Source organism: Clostridium hydrogeniformans DSM 21757, assembly GCF_000686705.1.
GTDB classification, from domain to species: Bacteria; Bacillota; Clostridia; order Clostridiales; family Clostridiaceae; genus Clostridium_Z; species Clostridium_Z hydrogeniformans.
This window is the reverse complement of record NZ_JMLJ01000018.1, coordinates 39682-54862: the sequence shown is the minus strand read 5'-3', so window position 1 is coordinate 54862 and position 15181 is coordinate 39682. Positions and strand designations below refer to the sequence as shown.

14 protein-coding genes and 2 riboswitches are annotated in these 15181 nt (G+C 30.7%); of the genes, 6 read left to right on the top strand and 8 right to left on the bottom strand.

Annotated elements, in window-relative coordinates:
* Positions 1-1557 (top strand): lysine 5,6-aminomutase subunit alpha, encoded by a 1557-nt coding sequence (gene kamD / locus BR69_RS0111450; RefSeq protein WP_027633323.1) that lies wholly within the window; start codon positions 1-3, stop codon positions 1555-1557.
* Positions 1557-2345, top strand: coding sequence for a lysine 5,6-aminomutase subunit beta (gene kamE / locus BR69_RS0111445; RefSeq protein ID WP_027633322.1), 789 nt, complete (start codon positions 1557-1559; stop codon positions 2343-2345). Before kamD ends, kamE begins: the two co-directional genes overlap by 1 nt.
* 175 nt (positions 2346-2520) lie before the next feature.
* On the opposite strand, the gene BR69_RS21835 is transcribed toward kamE, so the two are convergent.
* The gene (locus BR69_RS21835) at positions 2521-2667 is read right to left on the bottom strand and encodes a hypothetical protein (RefSeq protein WP_160169950.1); all 147 of its coding nucleotides are present in this window, start codon (positions 2665-2667) and stop codon (positions 2521-2523) included.
* Positions 2668-2980: 313 nt separating this feature from the next.
* On the opposite strand from BR69_RS21835, the gene BR69_RS0111435 reads away from it, so the two are divergent.
* The gene (locus BR69_RS0111435; protein WP_027633321.1) at positions 2981-4588 is read left to right on the top strand and encodes a putative polysaccharide biosynthesis protein; all 1608 of its coding nucleotides are present in this window, start codon (positions 2981-2983) and stop codon (positions 4586-4588) included.
* Between the two features lie 117 nt (positions 4589-4705).
* Here BR69_RS0111435 and BR69_RS0111430 read toward each other — a convergent pair whose 3' ends face one another.
* From BR69_RS0111430 to sufC, 6 genes are all read right to left on the bottom strand, one after another.
* On the bottom strand, positions 4706-5392 hold the full coding sequence (locus BR69_RS0111430) for a TraX family protein (protein ID WP_027633320.1): 687 nt from the start codon (positions 5390-5392) through the stop codon (positions 4706-4708).
* Positions 5393-5818: 426 nt separating this feature from the next.
* Positions 5819-6247 carry a Fe-S cluster assembly sulfur transfer protein SufU gene (gene sufU, locus BR69_RS0111425; protein ID WP_027633319.1) on the bottom strand — a complete coding sequence of 143 codons (429 nt, stop codon included), beginning with the start codon at positions 6245-6247 and terminating at the stop codon, positions 5819-5821.
* The gene (locus BR69_RS0111420) at positions 6237-7469 is read right to left on the bottom strand and encodes a cysteine desulfurase (protein WP_027633318.1); all 1233 of its coding nucleotides are present in this window, start codon (positions 7467-7469) and stop codon (positions 6237-6239) included. Before BR69_RS0111420 ends, sufU begins: the two co-directional genes overlap by 11 nt.
* Entirely contained in the window at positions 7462-8571 is a 1110-nt protein-coding gene (gene sufD, locus BR69_RS0111415; protein WP_027633317.1) for a Fe-S cluster assembly protein SufD, read from the bottom strand. Before sufD ends, BR69_RS0111420 begins: the two co-directional genes overlap by 8 nt.
* 11 nt (positions 8572-8582) lie before the next feature.
* Complete coding sequence (gene sufB / locus BR69_RS0111410; RefSeq protein ID WP_027633316.1) at positions 8583-9992, bottom strand: Fe-S cluster assembly protein SufB; 1410 nt, start codon at positions 9990-9992, stop codon at positions 8583-8585.
* Positions 9993-10021: 29 nt separating this feature from the next.
* Positions 10022-10762, bottom strand: a complete 741-nt coding sequence (gene sufC, locus BR69_RS0111405; protein ID WP_027633315.1) for a Fe-S cluster assembly ATPase SufC — start codon at positions 10760-10762, stop codon at positions 10022-10024.
* A 338-nt stretch (positions 10763-11100) separates the two neighbouring features.
* Positions 11101-11205: riboswitch (SAM riboswitch) on the top strand.
* A 165-nt stretch (positions 11206-11370) separates the two neighbouring features.
* A riboswitch (SAM riboswitch) is annotated at positions 11371-11475 on the top strand.
* Positions 11476-11555: 80 nt separating this feature from the next.
* Between sufC and BR69_RS0111400 the strand changes: the two genes are divergently transcribed.
* The 3 genes from BR69_RS0111400 to BR69_RS0111390 are packed head-to-tail and all read left to right on the top strand — an operon-like array spanning position 11556 to position 14037.
* Positions 11556-12515 carry a methionine ABC transporter ATP-binding protein gene (locus BR69_RS0111400; RefSeq protein WP_027633314.1) on the top strand — a complete coding sequence of 320 codons (960 nt, stop codon included), beginning with the start codon at positions 11556-11558 and terminating at the stop codon, positions 12513-12515.
* The gene (locus BR69_RS0111395; RefSeq protein ID WP_034849811.1) at positions 12515-13177 is read left to right on the top strand and encodes a methionine ABC transporter permease; all 663 of its coding nucleotides are present in this window, start codon (positions 12515-12517) and stop codon (positions 13175-13177) included. The genes BR69_RS0111400 and BR69_RS0111395 overlap by 1 nt, the downstream gene beginning before the upstream one ends.
* Positions 13178-13221: 44 nt before the next feature.
* The gene (locus tag BR69_RS0111390) at positions 13222-14037 is read left to right on the top strand and encodes a MetQ/NlpA family ABC transporter substrate-binding protein (protein ID WP_027633312.1); all 816 of its coding nucleotides are present in this window, start codon (positions 13222-13224) and stop codon (positions 14035-14037) included.
* Between the two features lie 113 nt (positions 14038-14150).
* Here the strand turns inward: BR69_RS0111390 and BR69_RS0111385 are convergent, their stop codons facing one another.
* Positions 14151-14999 (bottom strand): YitT family protein, encoded by an 849-nt coding sequence (locus BR69_RS0111385; protein ID WP_051623591.1) that lies wholly within the window; start codon positions 14997-14999, stop codon positions 14151-14153.
* Positions 15000-15181: the final 182 nt, after the last annotated feature.

Genomic DNA, 15181 nt, shown 5'->3' with positions numbered 1-15181 from the left:
ATGGAAAGTAAACTAAACCTTAATTTTAAGGTGGTGGAAGAAGCTAGGCAATCTGCAAAAAACATAGCTTTAGATACGCAAAAATTTATTGACATGCATACAACAGTTGCTGTTGAAAGAACAGTTTGTAGATTACTTGGAATAGATGGTGTAGATGAAGTGGGGGTTCCTCTACCCAATGTAGTTGTAGATAACTTAGTTAAAAACAATGCTCTATCCTTAGGAGCTGCTTATTTTATAGGGAATGCTATGGTTAAAACAGGACTTTCTCCTCAAGAAATAGCAGAAAGGGTAAGTAAAAATGAGCTAAATTTAACTACTTTAGATTCTTCTGACTTATTTGAAATAAAAATGGCTATAATGCCTATAGCTAAGGCTACTGTTAAAGATATTAAAAAGAATAGAATTAAAAGAGATGACCTTTTAAAAACTTATGGAGATAAGACTGGTCCTTTATTATATGTTATAGTTGCTACTGGTAATATCTATGAAGATATTACTCAAGCTATAGCAGCTGCAAAACAAGGTGCTGATGTAATAGCTGTTATAAGAACTACTGGTCAAAGTCTTTTAGACTATGTACCTTATGGGGAAACCACTGAAGGCTTTGGTGGAACCTTTGCCACTCAAGAAAACTTTAGACTTATGAGAGAGGCTCTTGATGAAGTAGGAGAAGAACTTGGAAGGTATATAAGACTTTGTAACTACTGCTCTGGATTATGTATGCCTGAAATAGCTGCCATGGGAGCTATTGAAAGACTTGATGTTATGCTTAATGATGCTCTCTATGGAATATTATTTAGGGATATAAATATGAAAAGAACTATAGTAGATCAATTTTTCTCAAGAGTTATAAATGGATTTGCTGGAGTTATAATAAATACTGGTGAAGATAACTATTTAACTACTGCAGATGCCATTGAGGAAGCTCATACAGTTCTTGCATCACAGCTTATGAATGAGCAATTTGCGCTTCTTGCTGGACTTCCATCAGAACAGCAAGGTCTTGGACATGCTTTTGAAATAAATCCTGAAGTTAAGAATGGCTTCTTATATGAATTTGCCCAGGCACAAATGGCTAGAGAAATCTTCCCTAATGCTCCACTTAAATATATGCCTCCAACTAAATTTATGACAGGTAATATATTTAGAGGTCAAGTTCAAGATGCTTTATTTAATATAATCACAGTTCTTACAAATCAGAGGATTCATTTACTTGGAATGCTTACTGAAGCTATCCATACCCCATTTATGTCTGATAGGTTTTTATCCATAGAGAATGCTAAATATATTGCAAATACTATGGCAGACTTAGGCTCTGAAATAACCTTTAAAAATGGTGGTATTATGGAGGAAAGAGCCAATGAAGTTCTTAATAATGCCACAGCTCTATTAAAAGAAATAGAAAAAGAAGGATTATTTAAGACTCTAGAAAAAGGTATTTTTGGTGGAGTTAAAAGACCATTAGATGGAGGTAAAGGGCTTTCTGGTGTTACTGAAAAGTCTCGTGATTATTTTAATCCCTTTATTGATTTAATGTTAGGAGGGGCTGAATAATGAGTGGAGGATTATATTCTACTTCTAAAAAAGATTTTGATAAAACCCTTGATCTTACTAAACTTATGCCTTATGGTGACACTATAAACGATGGTAAAGTTCAACTAAGCTTTACGCTTCCTATAACTGATGATGATAAAGGAGCTGAAGCTGCAAAGCAATTAGCTAAGAAGATGGGACTACAAGAACCAAACGTTGCTCATCATGAAGCATTGGATAAAAATTTCACCTTTTATGTTGTTTATGGAAGCATAAACTATACTGTAGACTATGAATCAATTCATGTTGAAACTGTAGATGTGGATACCATGTCCATGGAAGAAGTTAATGAATATATTAAAGATAATATAAAGCGTAATATAGTTATTGTAGGAGCAAGTACAGGTACTGATGCTCATACTGTTGGAATAGATGCCATAATGAATATGAAGGGTTATGCTGGGCATTATGGTCTTGAGAGATATGATATGATTGATGCATACAACCTTGGTAGTCAAGTTCCTAATGATGAATTTATTAAGAAGGCCCTAGAACTTAAGGCTGATGTATTATTAGTATCTCAAACCGTTACTCAAAAGAATGTTCATATTCAAAACTTAACAGAGCTAGTAGAGCTCTTAGAAGCTGAAGGTTTAAGAGATAAGATTATATTAATCTGTGGTGGCCCTAGAATAAGCCATGAATTATCAAAAGAATTAGGCTATGATGCAGGCTTTGGTCCTGGAAAATATGCTGATGATGTGGCTACCTTTGCAGTAACTGAAATAGTAAATAGAAAGTTACTATAAGGATTGTAATTTTATCTGATGGGCTATAAGCTTTACTACCCATCCTCTAAAAGGTGTGGGATAACAGTTGCAACAACCCTAGATTAATTCATCTAACCTTCAGATGACGGAAAGAACACCATCTGAAGGTTAGATTCCTTCTATATTCCATAAAATAAAGGCTCATAAAGAGCCTTTATTTTTTACCTTTTGTATTTCTAGCATTTTCTGATAATGCACTATTTCCACTACTCTTAAATCCATTTTTTGAGTTTGCACTATCATTTGAATTATCTATCATGCTTTGATTTTTTGCATTTTGAGAAAATTTGTTCTTTGACATAATACCCATCTCCTTCTATTTAATATTTAACTATGACTAAATCTCTTAATTGTATTTATCTATTCACATCTATTAGCCTTCAATTTATATTTCTCATATATATTAATTTTTATTCAATGAAGAACACATTGTAATACTTTTCCTTAATATATGATGCAGTTACCTAAATTCATTTAACTACCCAATACTCTTCTTAATTTATAATTAGTTTACTTCTATAAATAGAAATCCATGGTATAATCTAGTTATTAATTTACCATTTATGGTATTTTTTTATTTAAGAGCAAATTACTTTGTTTAGGGGGATATTCTTATGAAATCGCAATCAGCATCAAAAGGATTTGCTATACTATCTATCTCAGGAATAATGTGCAAAATACTATCTCTACTCTCTGTACCTTTAATTAATCTTATTATCCATGAGAATGGTTATGGTATGTATTTTTCTGCAACTACTATATATACTGCTATATATGTATCTACAAATTCAGGAATTCAAACAGCAATAAGTAGACAAGTATCACAATTTATAGCTTTAGAAAATAACAGGGCAGCTTTAAAAACATTTAAAATGGCTAGAGCTTTGCTCTTACTTTCATCTACTATTATTTGTGTACTGGTATTAGTTTTTATAGTTCCTATATCAAAAATTACAGCTGCTGAAGACTCAATTCCAGCTTTAATAGCCATAATGCCATCCCTTGTCATTACATCAGTACTTGTTTCATATAGAGGATATTTTCAAGGGAGAAATTTAGTAACCCCTATAGCTGTTTCTCAGATATTCGAACAAATTATAAATGTGGTTTTTAGTGTGGTATTAACCTATATATTATATAAATATGGTGTGAAAGCTGGCGCTGCTGGTGGATCTCTAGGTACAACCTTAAGTACCTTAGTAGCTACCATTTATGTAATATTTATATACAGAAAACATAGATTTAACCGCATAGAAGGTCCTAAGGTAAATGTTAAGACTGAAGCATTAAGTAATAAATACATATTAAAAAATCTATTACAATTTAGTCTACCTTTAACATTCATTCTTTCTATACAATATTGGGGCGATATAATCGATATGTCCATTGTTAAAAATATACTAGGTTCACTTGACCTTGATTCAGATACTCTTTTCGCTCTACTTGGAAAATATAAAACACTAATTGGTGTTCCTCTTATAATTATAGCTTCCCTATGTTCTGTAGTAGTACCATCCCTCTCTAGATCAATAGCAATAAAGGATAATAAGTCAATCAAATCAAAGATGAGTTTTACCTTTAGGGTATGCTTTATTATATCTATACCATCTGCTGTTGGACTATTTATACTTAGTGAACCTATTTATAAAGTAGTTTTTATTGGAAGAACTCAAGGATGGGATCTCCTAAAACTAGGTGCTATAGTTGTAGTATTTATGTCGGTAGTTCAAATTCAAACTATTATACTTCAATGCTTAAATAAATTTAAATTTGTGTTTATATCTTCTATGATTAGTATATTAACTAGAATTATTTGTAATTATATATTAGTTAGCATACCAACCATAAATATAAAGGGTGCCATCATAGGAAATATATTATGTTATCTTATTCCTATGATTTTAAATCTATTATATTTAAATAAAGTTTTACATGTTAAAATTTCTCTATTTAAATATAGCTTAAAACCAATAATATCCTCTCTATTTATGTCAGTTACTATATATGCCTTACTTCTATTAAATAAAATATTTTTAAATAATTTTATAACTGAGAGCTTACTTTCTAACTTGATTTTCTTAGTTATAGCTATTATTTTAGGAATATCTGTATATGGATATAGCTTAGTTTTATTAAGAGGAATAACTAAAAATGATTTAAATTATCTTTCTCCAAAAATTCCTAAAATGCTACCTTCTTTTATTAGAAAAAATCTTAAATAAGTATATAATAATTTAAAGTCCTTCTAACTTACCTTATATTATAAAAAAATCACTATGTTATATAAACCATTATGGCTCTATATAACATAGTGATTTTTGTTTTTTGAAGAAACTAATCTATTTTAAAATATACCATCTTATTATAAATAATATCCATACATGAGCTGGATAGAACACATAAAATAGCCACCTTAAATCCCTTCCCTTTTTTCCATTATAAAGCCATATAAATAATAATGAGCCTATCATCATCCATTGATAATTATCCATTATAGATTGAAAATTTCTAGTTACTAAATATGATACTAATAACATGGAAATGCATACACAGGAATAGGCAATATATAAAGCCTTCTTATCCTTTCTATAACTATAAAATATTAAGCTAAGAAGTATTCCCATAAAAGAAGCTTCTGTGAACATAGAAAGTCCAATAAATAAGATGCATTTAAGCCTATTCTCCAAGGTTCTATTTTCCTTAAACTTTTCATAATAAGTTAAAAATCCTACGGAGCATGCCATGGATAAAAATATATTATTTATTATGCTCTGTCCACTATAGAAAAATTGAGTTAATATATAGTTTCCAACTAACATTATCAATCCAGCATATAATAACCTCTTAAAATATTCCTTTTTACTCCTTGTGTATACAAATCCTTCTACCAATAGATAGAAGAATATAGGTGCAACTACTCTTCCTATATAGTGAAACCATATTGGTGCTCCTGGTATAAACTGAGCTATGTGATCCATAAGCATAAATATAATCATAATAATTTTTAGTGTAAATCTATCAATCATATATACCCCACCCTTCCCCATTTAAATTTATATAACCTATTATTTATTACTAGTAATAAATAATAAGTTATATGACATCTTATAAAAAAATTTGTAGATGAAGTAGCCTTCAAGATTTCTAATTCAATTCTCTTCCCTAAAGGTATACTCCTACTAATATTATATATATTAAGCCTTTAAGTCCTCTACTAAAATTTAATGGTCATAATAAAGATTCTATTTACATTTTTACATTAATATTATTATACATCACCCATCCAATATATACCATATGAGCTATGATAATAAAGAAAGCCCTAGGGTTAACTTAAATAACCTTAGAGCTTTTTATGAATAATATAACTTACTATTTTCAATATGATATTTCCAGCTTATCTTTATACTTATCTAATTTCTTAAACTATATCTAAAAACTAATATTAGGTTTTATACCTTATTTATAGATTCCTTTAGGGTATGCCATGCAAGTACTGCACATTTAACTCTTGCTGGCATATTAGAGATATTCTTAAATGCCATAGCATCTTCAAGGATTTCTAAATCTTCATCATTCTTTATCTCTCTTTTTATCATTCCTATAAAGGTTTCTACAAGATTTAAAGCTTCTTCCTTTGACTTACCCTTTATTAAATCAATCATTATAGAGGTAGATGCTTGTGATATAGCACATCCACTACCTATAAATGAAGCATCTTCTATTAAATCTCCATTAAATTTCATTTCTAAGGAAATCTCATCTCCACAGCTAGGATTGTGTCCAAGCTCTATGGTGTTAGGATTTTCTAAATGTCTTTTATTATGAGTACTTTTATTGTGCTCCATTATAAGCTCTGTGTATATATCATTAAGATTCATATCCAAGCCACCTCCTTACATTCTTTAATCCTTCTATAAATTGATCAACCTCTTCAATTGTGTTATAAAAATAAAAACTTACTCTTGAGGTTGAATTAATTCCTAAATACTTCATTAAAGGTTGAGCACAATGATGCCCTGCTCTAACAGCTACACCATAATTATCTAATATAGTAGATACATCATGAGGATGCACTCCTTCTATTTCAAAGGATATAACAGCTCCTCTATCCTTCATATCTTTAGGCCCTACTATCTTAACATATGGAATTTCCTTCATCTTCTCTAGTGCATAAGAAGCTAATTCCTCTTCTGCTTCTTTTACATTATCTAGTCCTAGATTATCTAAGTAATCTATAGCTGCATGAAGACCAACTGCTCCTTCAACATTTTGAGTACCAGCCTCTAGTTTATATGGTAACTCTGCAAAAGTTGACTTCTGCTCCCATACATATTCTATCATATCTCCCCCATATAAGAATGGTGGCATCTTTTCTAAAAGCTCTTCCTTCCCATAAAGGACTCCTATTCCCATCGGGGCTAGCATTTTATGTCCTGAAAAAACTAAGAAGTCAGCATCTAAAGTTTTAACGTCCACCTTCATATGAGGTACACTTTGGCTAGCATCTACAATAACTACAGCTCCTTTTTCATGAGCATACTTTACTATATCTTCTACTGGATTTACAGTTCCAATAGCATTTGATACATGGGTTATTGATACTAGTTTTGTCTTTTCTGTTATTTTATTTTTTATTTCTTCCTCTGGTATTCTTCCATCTTCATCAATATACATGAATTTAAGAATAGCACCCTTTGATCTTGCAACATTTTGCCATGGAATGATGTTACTATGATGCTCTAGTATAGATATAACTATCTCATCCCCTTCATTTATGAAGTTCATTCCATAAGAGTAAGCAAGAAGATTTAATGATTCTGTAGCATTCTTTGTAAATATAACTTCTAAAGCCTTATCTGCATTTATAAAAGTTTTTACCCTTTCTCTTGCTCCCTCATAAGCCTCTGTTGCCATAACACTTAAATAATGTGCTCCTCTATGAGGATTAGCATTATGCTTATCATAATAACTTTTAATAGCTTCAGTTACTATCTTTGGTTTATGAGTAGTAGCTGCATTATCTAAATAAGCTAAGGGTTTATTATTTACTTTTTGGGATAGAATATCAAAATCTTCTCTTATCTTACTCACATTAAGCATTTACAAGTCTCCTTTGTATTTCTTCATCTATGGAAGCTCTTATAGCTTCATCATCTATTAAATCTATAATAGGTCTAAATGATGCTTCAATTATAAGTTTCTTAGCTTCTCTCTCTCCAAAACCTCTACTCATTAAGTAGAATAATTTATTCTCATCTATTTTACCTGCACTAGCAGCATGAACTCCTTCAACATCATCCTCTTCACATAAAAGAAGTGGTATTGCATCTGATTTAACATCCTTATCTAAAAGAGTTACATATTCCTCTTCAACTCCCTTAGACCTTGCAGATCCTCTCTTAAAGTCTATAGTTCCTCTAAATATCTTCTTACATTTATCTTTAAGAGCTCCCTTTGTTTCTATGTTACTTTCAGTTCTTCTGCCTATATGATTCATAACATAGTTTATATCTATAACTCTTTCTCCATCGCCTAAGTATACTGAGCGTAAATCTGCATTTGCTTCCGTATCCTCTAAGTTAGAAACATAGTTTGTTACACTATACTTTCCTCCAAGGTCTACATTTATATAATTTACCTTAGCTCCATAACCTACAAAGGCTACATTTGAATCAAAGTTATAGCTTAGTTTATTCATCATTTGAACCTTTATAACAGTAACTTCGGCCCCATTTTTAGCAAATATTTTAGTAAGTCCATTATGGAAGGCTTCTTCCTGTCCATCACTTAAGTACTCCATTATTACAGTTACCTTGCTGTTTTCTTCAGCTACTATAATATTATGATCAACTAAAGTTTTGTTATCATCACTAAATATGTGCTTAATCTTTATTGGTTCATAATCTTTTTCATTTCTATTTGTTTTTATTATCATAGATGAGTTACTATATTCCTCTGATAACTTAACTGAGTCCTTAGATACTCCAAACTTTAAATTATCATCTATCTTATAATCCTCATTACATGATAATACTTTATCTCTTAAAATTTCTATATTTCCCTGGAAAACTCCCTCAGCTGTTGTTCCTTTGAAATCTCTTATCTCAGGACAGGAATATCCATATATAGATATATCATTAACCCCCATCCATCTATAAGTTAAAACAGGGGCCGTATTCATATTAGTAAACTTCATATCCATATTATCCCCTCCTATCCTATTGTTCCTTCAAGTTCTATACTAATTAAGTTATTCATTTCAACTGCATATTCAAGTGGTAGCTCCTTAGCTATTGGCTCTACGAAACCTCTAACTATCATAGCCTTTGCTTCTTCTTCACTTATACCTCTACTCATTAAGTAGAATATAGCCTCATCACTTATTCTTCCTATCTTAGCTTCATGTCCTAAGTCTACTTCATCATTCTCAACTATTATAGTTGGTATTGTGTCTGACTTAGACTTATTATCTAACATTAAAGATTCACAGGAAACTGTTGACTTAGAGTGAACAGCATTTTCTGATATATTTACAACACCTCTGTAAATAGCAGTTCCTCCATCTTTAGATATAGATTTAGAATTTATTGTTGATGATGTACGTGGAGCTAAGTGCATAACCTGTGCTCCTGTATCTAAGTTCTGTCCGTTACCAGCAAAAGAAACTCCAGTGAACTCACATTTTGCTCCTTCGCCCTTTAATATACTCATTGGGTAAAGCATAGAAACCTTAGATCCAAATGATCCTGAAACCCATTCAATAGTTCCATTCTTCTCAACTACTGCTCTCTTTGTGTTTAAGTTAAACATATTTTTAGACCAGTTTTCTATTGTACTATATCTTAATGTAGCATCTTCTTTTACAAATAACTCAACACATCCTGCATGAAGGTTATTAACAGAATACTTAGGTGCTGAGCATCCTTCTATAAAGTGAAGTCGTGCTCCCTTTTCAACTATTATTAATGTATGCTCAAATTGTCCTGCTCCTGGAGCATTTAATCTAAAATAAGATTGTAGTGGTATATCTACAGCCACTCCTTCTGGAACATAAACAAAGGATCCACCTGACCACACTGCACCATGTAATGCTGCAAACTTATGATCTGTTGGAGGTACACACTGCATAAAGTATTCCTTTATAATATCTTCATACTCTATTATTGCTGTTTCCATATCAGTGTATATAACACCTTGCTTAACTAAATCTTCTCTTATACTGTGATAAACTACTTCTGAGTCATACTGTGCTCCAACCCCTGCAAGAGATGCCTTTTCAGCTTCTGGTATTCCTAAAAGATCAAAAGTCTTTTTAATATCTTCCGGAACTTCTTCCCAACTTTCTTTCATCTCAGTATCTGGTTTTACATAAGTCGCTATATCATCAATATTTAATTCTGTTATATCTGGTCCCCATGTTGGAAGATCTATTGCATTATATATTTGAAGACATTCAAGTCTAAAATTTGTCATCCATTCTGGTTCATTTTTTTCTTTAGATATATCTCTTATTATTTCTTCTGTTAATCCATTTTTACTTTTGTAGCTATATCTAACTTCATTTTTTATATCATAGATACCTCTTTCGATATCATCTAATTGCGTCTTTTTTCTTTGTTCCATATTAATTCACCACCTTTATAAGGAAAAACTTATTTTTTGAAGTTTTCATATCCCTTCTCTTCTATTTCCTTAGCTAGTTCCATGCCTCCTGTTTTAACTATCTTTCCGTTAACTAAAACATGAACATAATCTGGTCTTAAATAATCTAATATTTTATTGTGGTGAGTTATTATTAAAATAGCTCTTTCTTCATTTGCTAAAACTTTAACTCCCTCTGAAACTACCTTTATAGCATCAACATCTAGCCCTGAATCAGTTTCATCTAGTATTGCAAGTTTTGGCTCAAGTATTGCCATTTGTAATATCTCATTCTTCTTCTTTTCTCCACCAGAGAATCCAACATTTAAATATCTCTTAGCATAAGATTCATCCATTTTTAACATTTCCATCTTTTCTTTTAATGATCTCTTAAAGCTCATCATTCCTGCTGGCTTTCCTGAAACTGCTCCCTTTGCACTTCTTATGAAGTTATCAACAGTAACTCCAGGTATTTCTTCTGGATATTGGAAGGATAAAAATATACCTTTTTTAGCTCTTTCATCAGCTTGTAATTCATTTATAACTTCACCTTCAAATTCAATTGTTCCTTCTGTTATTGAATACTTAGGATGACTCATAAGTGTATTGGCTAATGTTGATTTTCCAGCACCATTTGGTCCCATTATTACGTGTATTTCACCCTTATTTATTTTTAAGTCTAATCCTTTAAGGATTTCTTTATCTTCAACTTTTGTATGTAAATTCTCTATATTTAAAAGTCCTTGTGACATAATCTTCACTCCTTAATACAATATATATCCGATTAAATTACTCTACTTTACTATTTATATCTTACTATTTTACTCGGTTTTAATCAAGTTTAAATTCTCCCATTTTAGTGGATTTTTTATTAAAAACTCTTCCTATTTTAAATAATCTCCATATTTTATATAAGATTTGCTCCAAATTAATTTTTTACAATGCTTATGTTTCCTTAGATTAAATAATGATAATTTGTTTTTTACTCTTAACTCTATTTTAGATTATATTTTTTTATTTATATATTTTTTATTTTCCTTATTGACTTTTATGTTTTAATGCCCTATAATCTATTTAAATTAAATATTGATTCTTATCATGAGCGGTGGAGGGACTGGCCCTATGAAACCCAGCAACCGGTATATTTAAAATACATCGGTGCTAAATCCTGCAGGTTTATCCTGAAAGATGAGAGAATAATCTTGGAATTATCACCAGAGTTTATTCTCTGGTGTTTTTATTTTATATAGAAATATCATCAATTAATTTGATTTTAAAATATTGTAATTTATTTTCTCATATAGTATTGACTTTCATTTGAGATTGAAATATAATTTACTTAAAATTCAATAAATGGATTATCTTATCACGAGTGGTGGAGGGACTGGCCCTATGAAACCCGGCAACCGGTATATTTAAAATACATCGGTGCTAAATCCTGCAGGTTTATCCTGGAAGATAAGAGAGTAGGCATGGTACATCACCAGAGTTTATTCTCTGGTGATTTTTTATTTACCTTTTAAAAGACTTAGAGGAGATGGTTTAATGATTAAAATTCAAGGTTTATATAAAAGTTATAAAGAAACAGAAGTTTTAAAAGATATAAGTATATCCATAGAAAACAAAGATATATTCGGAATAATAGGTCATAGTGGTGCTGGTAAGTCTACTCTTTTAAGATGTATAAATGGTCTTGAATCTTTTGATAAAGGGAGAGTCTTTATTGAGGATAGAGAAATAACCACACTAAGCAATAAAGATATTAGATCTCTTAGAAAAGATCTTGGAATGATATTTCAAAACTTTAACCTAGTTTCAAGAGATACCGTATATAACAACATTGCTCTACCGCTTAAGGTCTGGGGCTATGATAAAAGTTATATAGATAAAAAAGTTAAAGATCTTCTAAATATTGTTGGACTTCAAGATAAAGCTAAGGTTAAACCTAAGAGCTTAAGCGGAGGCCAGAAACAAAGAGTAGCTATTGCAAGAGCCCTTGCCCTTGAACCTAAGATATTATTATGTGATGAGGCAACCTCAGCATTAGATCCTAAAACTACTAAGGATATCTTACATCTATTAAAAGATATAAATAAAGATTTAGGAATAACAATAGTAATAGTAACTCACCAAATGGAGGTTATAAAAGAGGTTTGTAATAAAGTTGCCCTAATAGAACATGGGGAAGTTTTATATAGTGGAGATTCCCAAGACCTTTTCTTAAAGCCAAATAAGGACCTTAAGGAATTCCTTGGAGATGATTCAGATGTAACCTTAGATGGGGTAAATATTAAAATATTTTTCCCAAGCTCTATAAGTAAATCTTCAATAATAACTTCTATGGCTAGAGAGCTAGATGTAGATTTCTCTATTATAGGAGGTAAACTTGAAAAATTCAGAGATGAAATTTTAGGTACTCTAATAATTAACTTTGATGATATTCATAAAGAATCAATAGAAACCTATTTAAACAATAAAAATATAGATTGGGAGGTAGTTATATAATGATTAGTAATTTTCTTAATTCTTTTAATGAACTTATATATCCAGAGTTATTAAACACTCTTAATATGGTTCTACAAGCTACATTGTACTCTATTATACTTGGTCTTATACCAGCAATAATATTAGTTATAACTTCTCCTAATGGATTAAAACCAAATAAGTTTGTATATGGTGTACTAGATTTTATAATTAATATTTTAAGATCTTTCCCATTTATAATATTACTGGTGGCTATAATACCTTTTACAAGGTTTGTAGTAGGTACCACCATAGGACCTATAGCTGCTATTGTACCCCTAAGCATTGGTGCAGCACCTTTTACTGCTAGAGTCATTGAAAACTCATTGCTTGAAGTTGATCCTGGAGTAATTGAGGCCGCAAAGTCCTTTGGCTGTAGTACCTTTCAAATAATTCTTAGGGTTATGCTTAAAGAAGCTCTACCTTCCATAGTTCTTGGCATAACCTTAACTGTTATAAGTATTGTTGGTTACTCTGCTATGGCTGGAGCTGTTGGTGGTAAAGGTCTTGGAGACTTAGCTCTTCAATACGGATATTATAGGTATGATACAGAAGTGCTTATCTATACTGTAATTGTATTAATAATTGTAGTACAAGTTTTCCAATCTATTGGAACTTTAATTTATAAAGCATTAACAAAGTAAAAAATTATAGATTCAAATAAGTTAAATTGTAGGAGGTTTTATTCATGAAAAAAGTTTTAACATTAGTTTTATCAGCTACTATCGCTTTATCCCTAGCAGCTTGTGGAGCAAAAAATACAGATGGTGCTAAAGATTCAAAGAAAGACAGTAAGGTTATAACTGTAGGGGCTAGCCCGGCTCCTCATTCAGAAATATTAGAAACTATAAAGGATGATTTATCTAAAAAAGGTTACGAGCTTAAAATTGAGAAATTTACAGACTATAAGACTCCAAATACCGCTTTAGATAACAAAGATTTAGATGCAAACTTCTTTCAACATGTACCTTACTTAGAAAAAGAGGTTAAAGAAAGAGGTTTTAAATTAGACTACACTGTTAAGGTTCATCTTGAGCCTATAGCATTATATTCAAAAAAAATAAAGGATATTAAAGACCTTAAGGATGGAGCTAAAATAGCTGTTCCTAATGATCCAACTAATGAGACTAGAGCATTAAGAATACTTGAAAAAGCTGGCTTAATTAAGGTAAAAGATGGGGATTTAGTTACTGCCCGTGATATAGTAGAAAATCCAAAGAACTTAAAAATATCTGAGCTTGAAGGAGCACAAATCCCTAGATCATTAGATGATGTTGATGCTGCTGTCATAAATACTAACTTTGCTTTAGAAGTTGGCTTAACTCCTACAAAGGATGGACTTTTAGTAGAAGATAAAGATTCACCTTATGCAAACATCCTTGCTGTTAGAAAGGATAATAAGGATTCTGATGCAATAAAGGCCTTATCAGAAGCTTTAACTTCTGATAAAGTTAAGCAATTTATTAAGGAAAAGTATAAAGGAAGCATACTTCCATCATTTTAATTAACTATGCCATTATAAATTTCTTAAAATAAATAAAATTTCATTCTTAAGTCTTATATAATAAGGCTAAACAAACTTAAAGGATACTGCTTACCTTAGCAGTATCCTTTAGTTTATATTATTTTCTTAAACCCATCTCCTAAGGCTTCATATACATCAGTTACACTAACAAAAGCCTTTGGGTCTACTTCTTTTATATAATTTTTTATTCTAATAAATTCTTTCCTATCAACTATTACACTTAACACATCAACTTGAGACTTACTATAAGAACCTGTGGCATGATATATGGTTGCCCCTCTTTCAAGCTCTTCTAATATAAACTTCTCTATTTCCGGTATTTTATTGCTAATTATCCTTATTTCTTTAACTGCATTAAGTCCATCTATAGCTCTATCTATAACCATACCATTTAACACTACTGCAAATAATGCATATAATCCTGACTTTAATCCAAAAGCTCCTATAGCTAATATAACAACTACTAGGTCAGTAAATAGAACCCCTTTTCCCATGTTAATATGAAAGTATTTATTTAAAATTTTAGCTATAATATCAGTTCCTCCAGTAGATGCATTGGCGTTAAATATAATAGCCATACCTATTGCGGTTAACATTATCCCAAATAACATTTCAAGAAATATATCACCAGTTATGCTCCCACTTAATGGCACTACTTTTTCTAATATAAATATGGTACTAGATAATAGCAAGCTTGAAAAAATAGTTTTAGCACCAAAGCCTGGTCCTATAATTACAAAAGCAACAATAAATAATATTCCATCAATTATAAACATTGCTCCCCCAACTGGTATCATAGGTATATAATGATTTAAAACCATAGCTATTCCGTTTATTCCTCCCCCAGCTATGTTATTAGGCATCATAAAAAAATATAACCCAGATGCAACACAAAGCACCCCTATAACTATGAATAAATAATCCTTAAAATTCTTAGACATTTTATCACCCCTTTTAAATATTTTTATATCAATTATATTTTATTGTTCAAATATTCCAAAAGTCAACAATATTCACTATTATTTTTTCTTTATCCAAATTTTTTTATCCTAAAACAAATAAAGTATTAGAGACTTCTAATACTTTATTTAATATTGCTATTGAAAAAAATTATTTTTTGAGA

What these genes read in the sequence shown, in the direction of transcription:
- kamD (WP_027633323.1), top strand. Translation starts at nt 1, where the DNA reads ATGGAAAGTAAACTAAACCTTAATTTTAAGGTGGTGGAAGAAGCTAGG.
- kamE (WP_027633322.1), top strand. Translation starts at nt 1,557, where the DNA reads ATGAGTGGAGGATTATATTCTACTTCTAAAAAAGATTTTGATAAAACC.
- BR69_RS21835 (WP_160169950.1), bottom strand. Translation starts at nt 2,667, where the DNA reads ATGTCAAAGAACAAATTTTCTCAAAATGCAAAAAATCAAAGCATGATA.
- BR69_RS0111435 (WP_027633321.1), top strand. Translation starts at nt 2,981, where the DNA reads ATGAAATCGCAATCAGCATCAAAAGGATTTGCTATACTATCTATCTCA.
- BR69_RS0111430 (WP_027633320.1), bottom strand. Translation starts at nt 5,392, where the DNA reads ATGATTGATAGATTTACACTAAAAATTATTATGATTATATTTATGCTT.
- sufU (WP_027633319.1), bottom strand. Translation starts at nt 6,247, where the DNA reads ATGAATCTTAATGATATATACACAGAGCTTATAATGGAGCACAATAAA.
- BR69_RS0111420 (WP_027633318.1), bottom strand. Translation starts at nt 7,469, where the DNA reads ATGCTTAATGTGAGTAAGATAAGAGAAGATTTTGATATTCTATCCCAA.
- sufD (WP_027633317.1), bottom strand. Translation starts at nt 8,571, where the DNA reads ATGGATATGAAGTTTACTAATATGAATACGGCCCCTGTTTTAACTTAT.
- sufB (WP_027633316.1), bottom strand. Translation starts at nt 9,992, where the DNA reads ATGGAACAAAGAAAAAAGACGCAATTAGATGATATCGAAAGAGGTATC.
- sufC (WP_027633315.1), bottom strand. Translation starts at nt 10,762, where the DNA reads ATGTCACAAGGACTTTTAAATATAGAGAATTTACATACAAAAGTTGAA.
- BR69_RS0111400 (WP_027633314.1), top strand. Translation starts at nt 11,556, where the DNA reads ATGATTAAAATTCAAGGTTTATATAAAAGTTATAAAGAAACAGAAGTT.
- BR69_RS0111395 (WP_034849811.1), top strand. Translation starts at nt 12,515, where the DNA reads ATGATTAGTAATTTTCTTAATTCTTTTAATGAACTTATATATCCAGAG.
- BR69_RS0111390 (WP_027633312.1), top strand. Translation starts at nt 13,222, where the DNA reads ATGAAAAAAGTTTTAACATTAGTTTTATCAGCTACTATCGCTTTATCC.
- BR69_RS0111385 (WP_051623591.1), bottom strand. Translation starts at nt 14,999, where the DNA reads ATGTCTAAGAATTTTAAGGATTATTTATTCATAGTTATAGGGGTGCTT.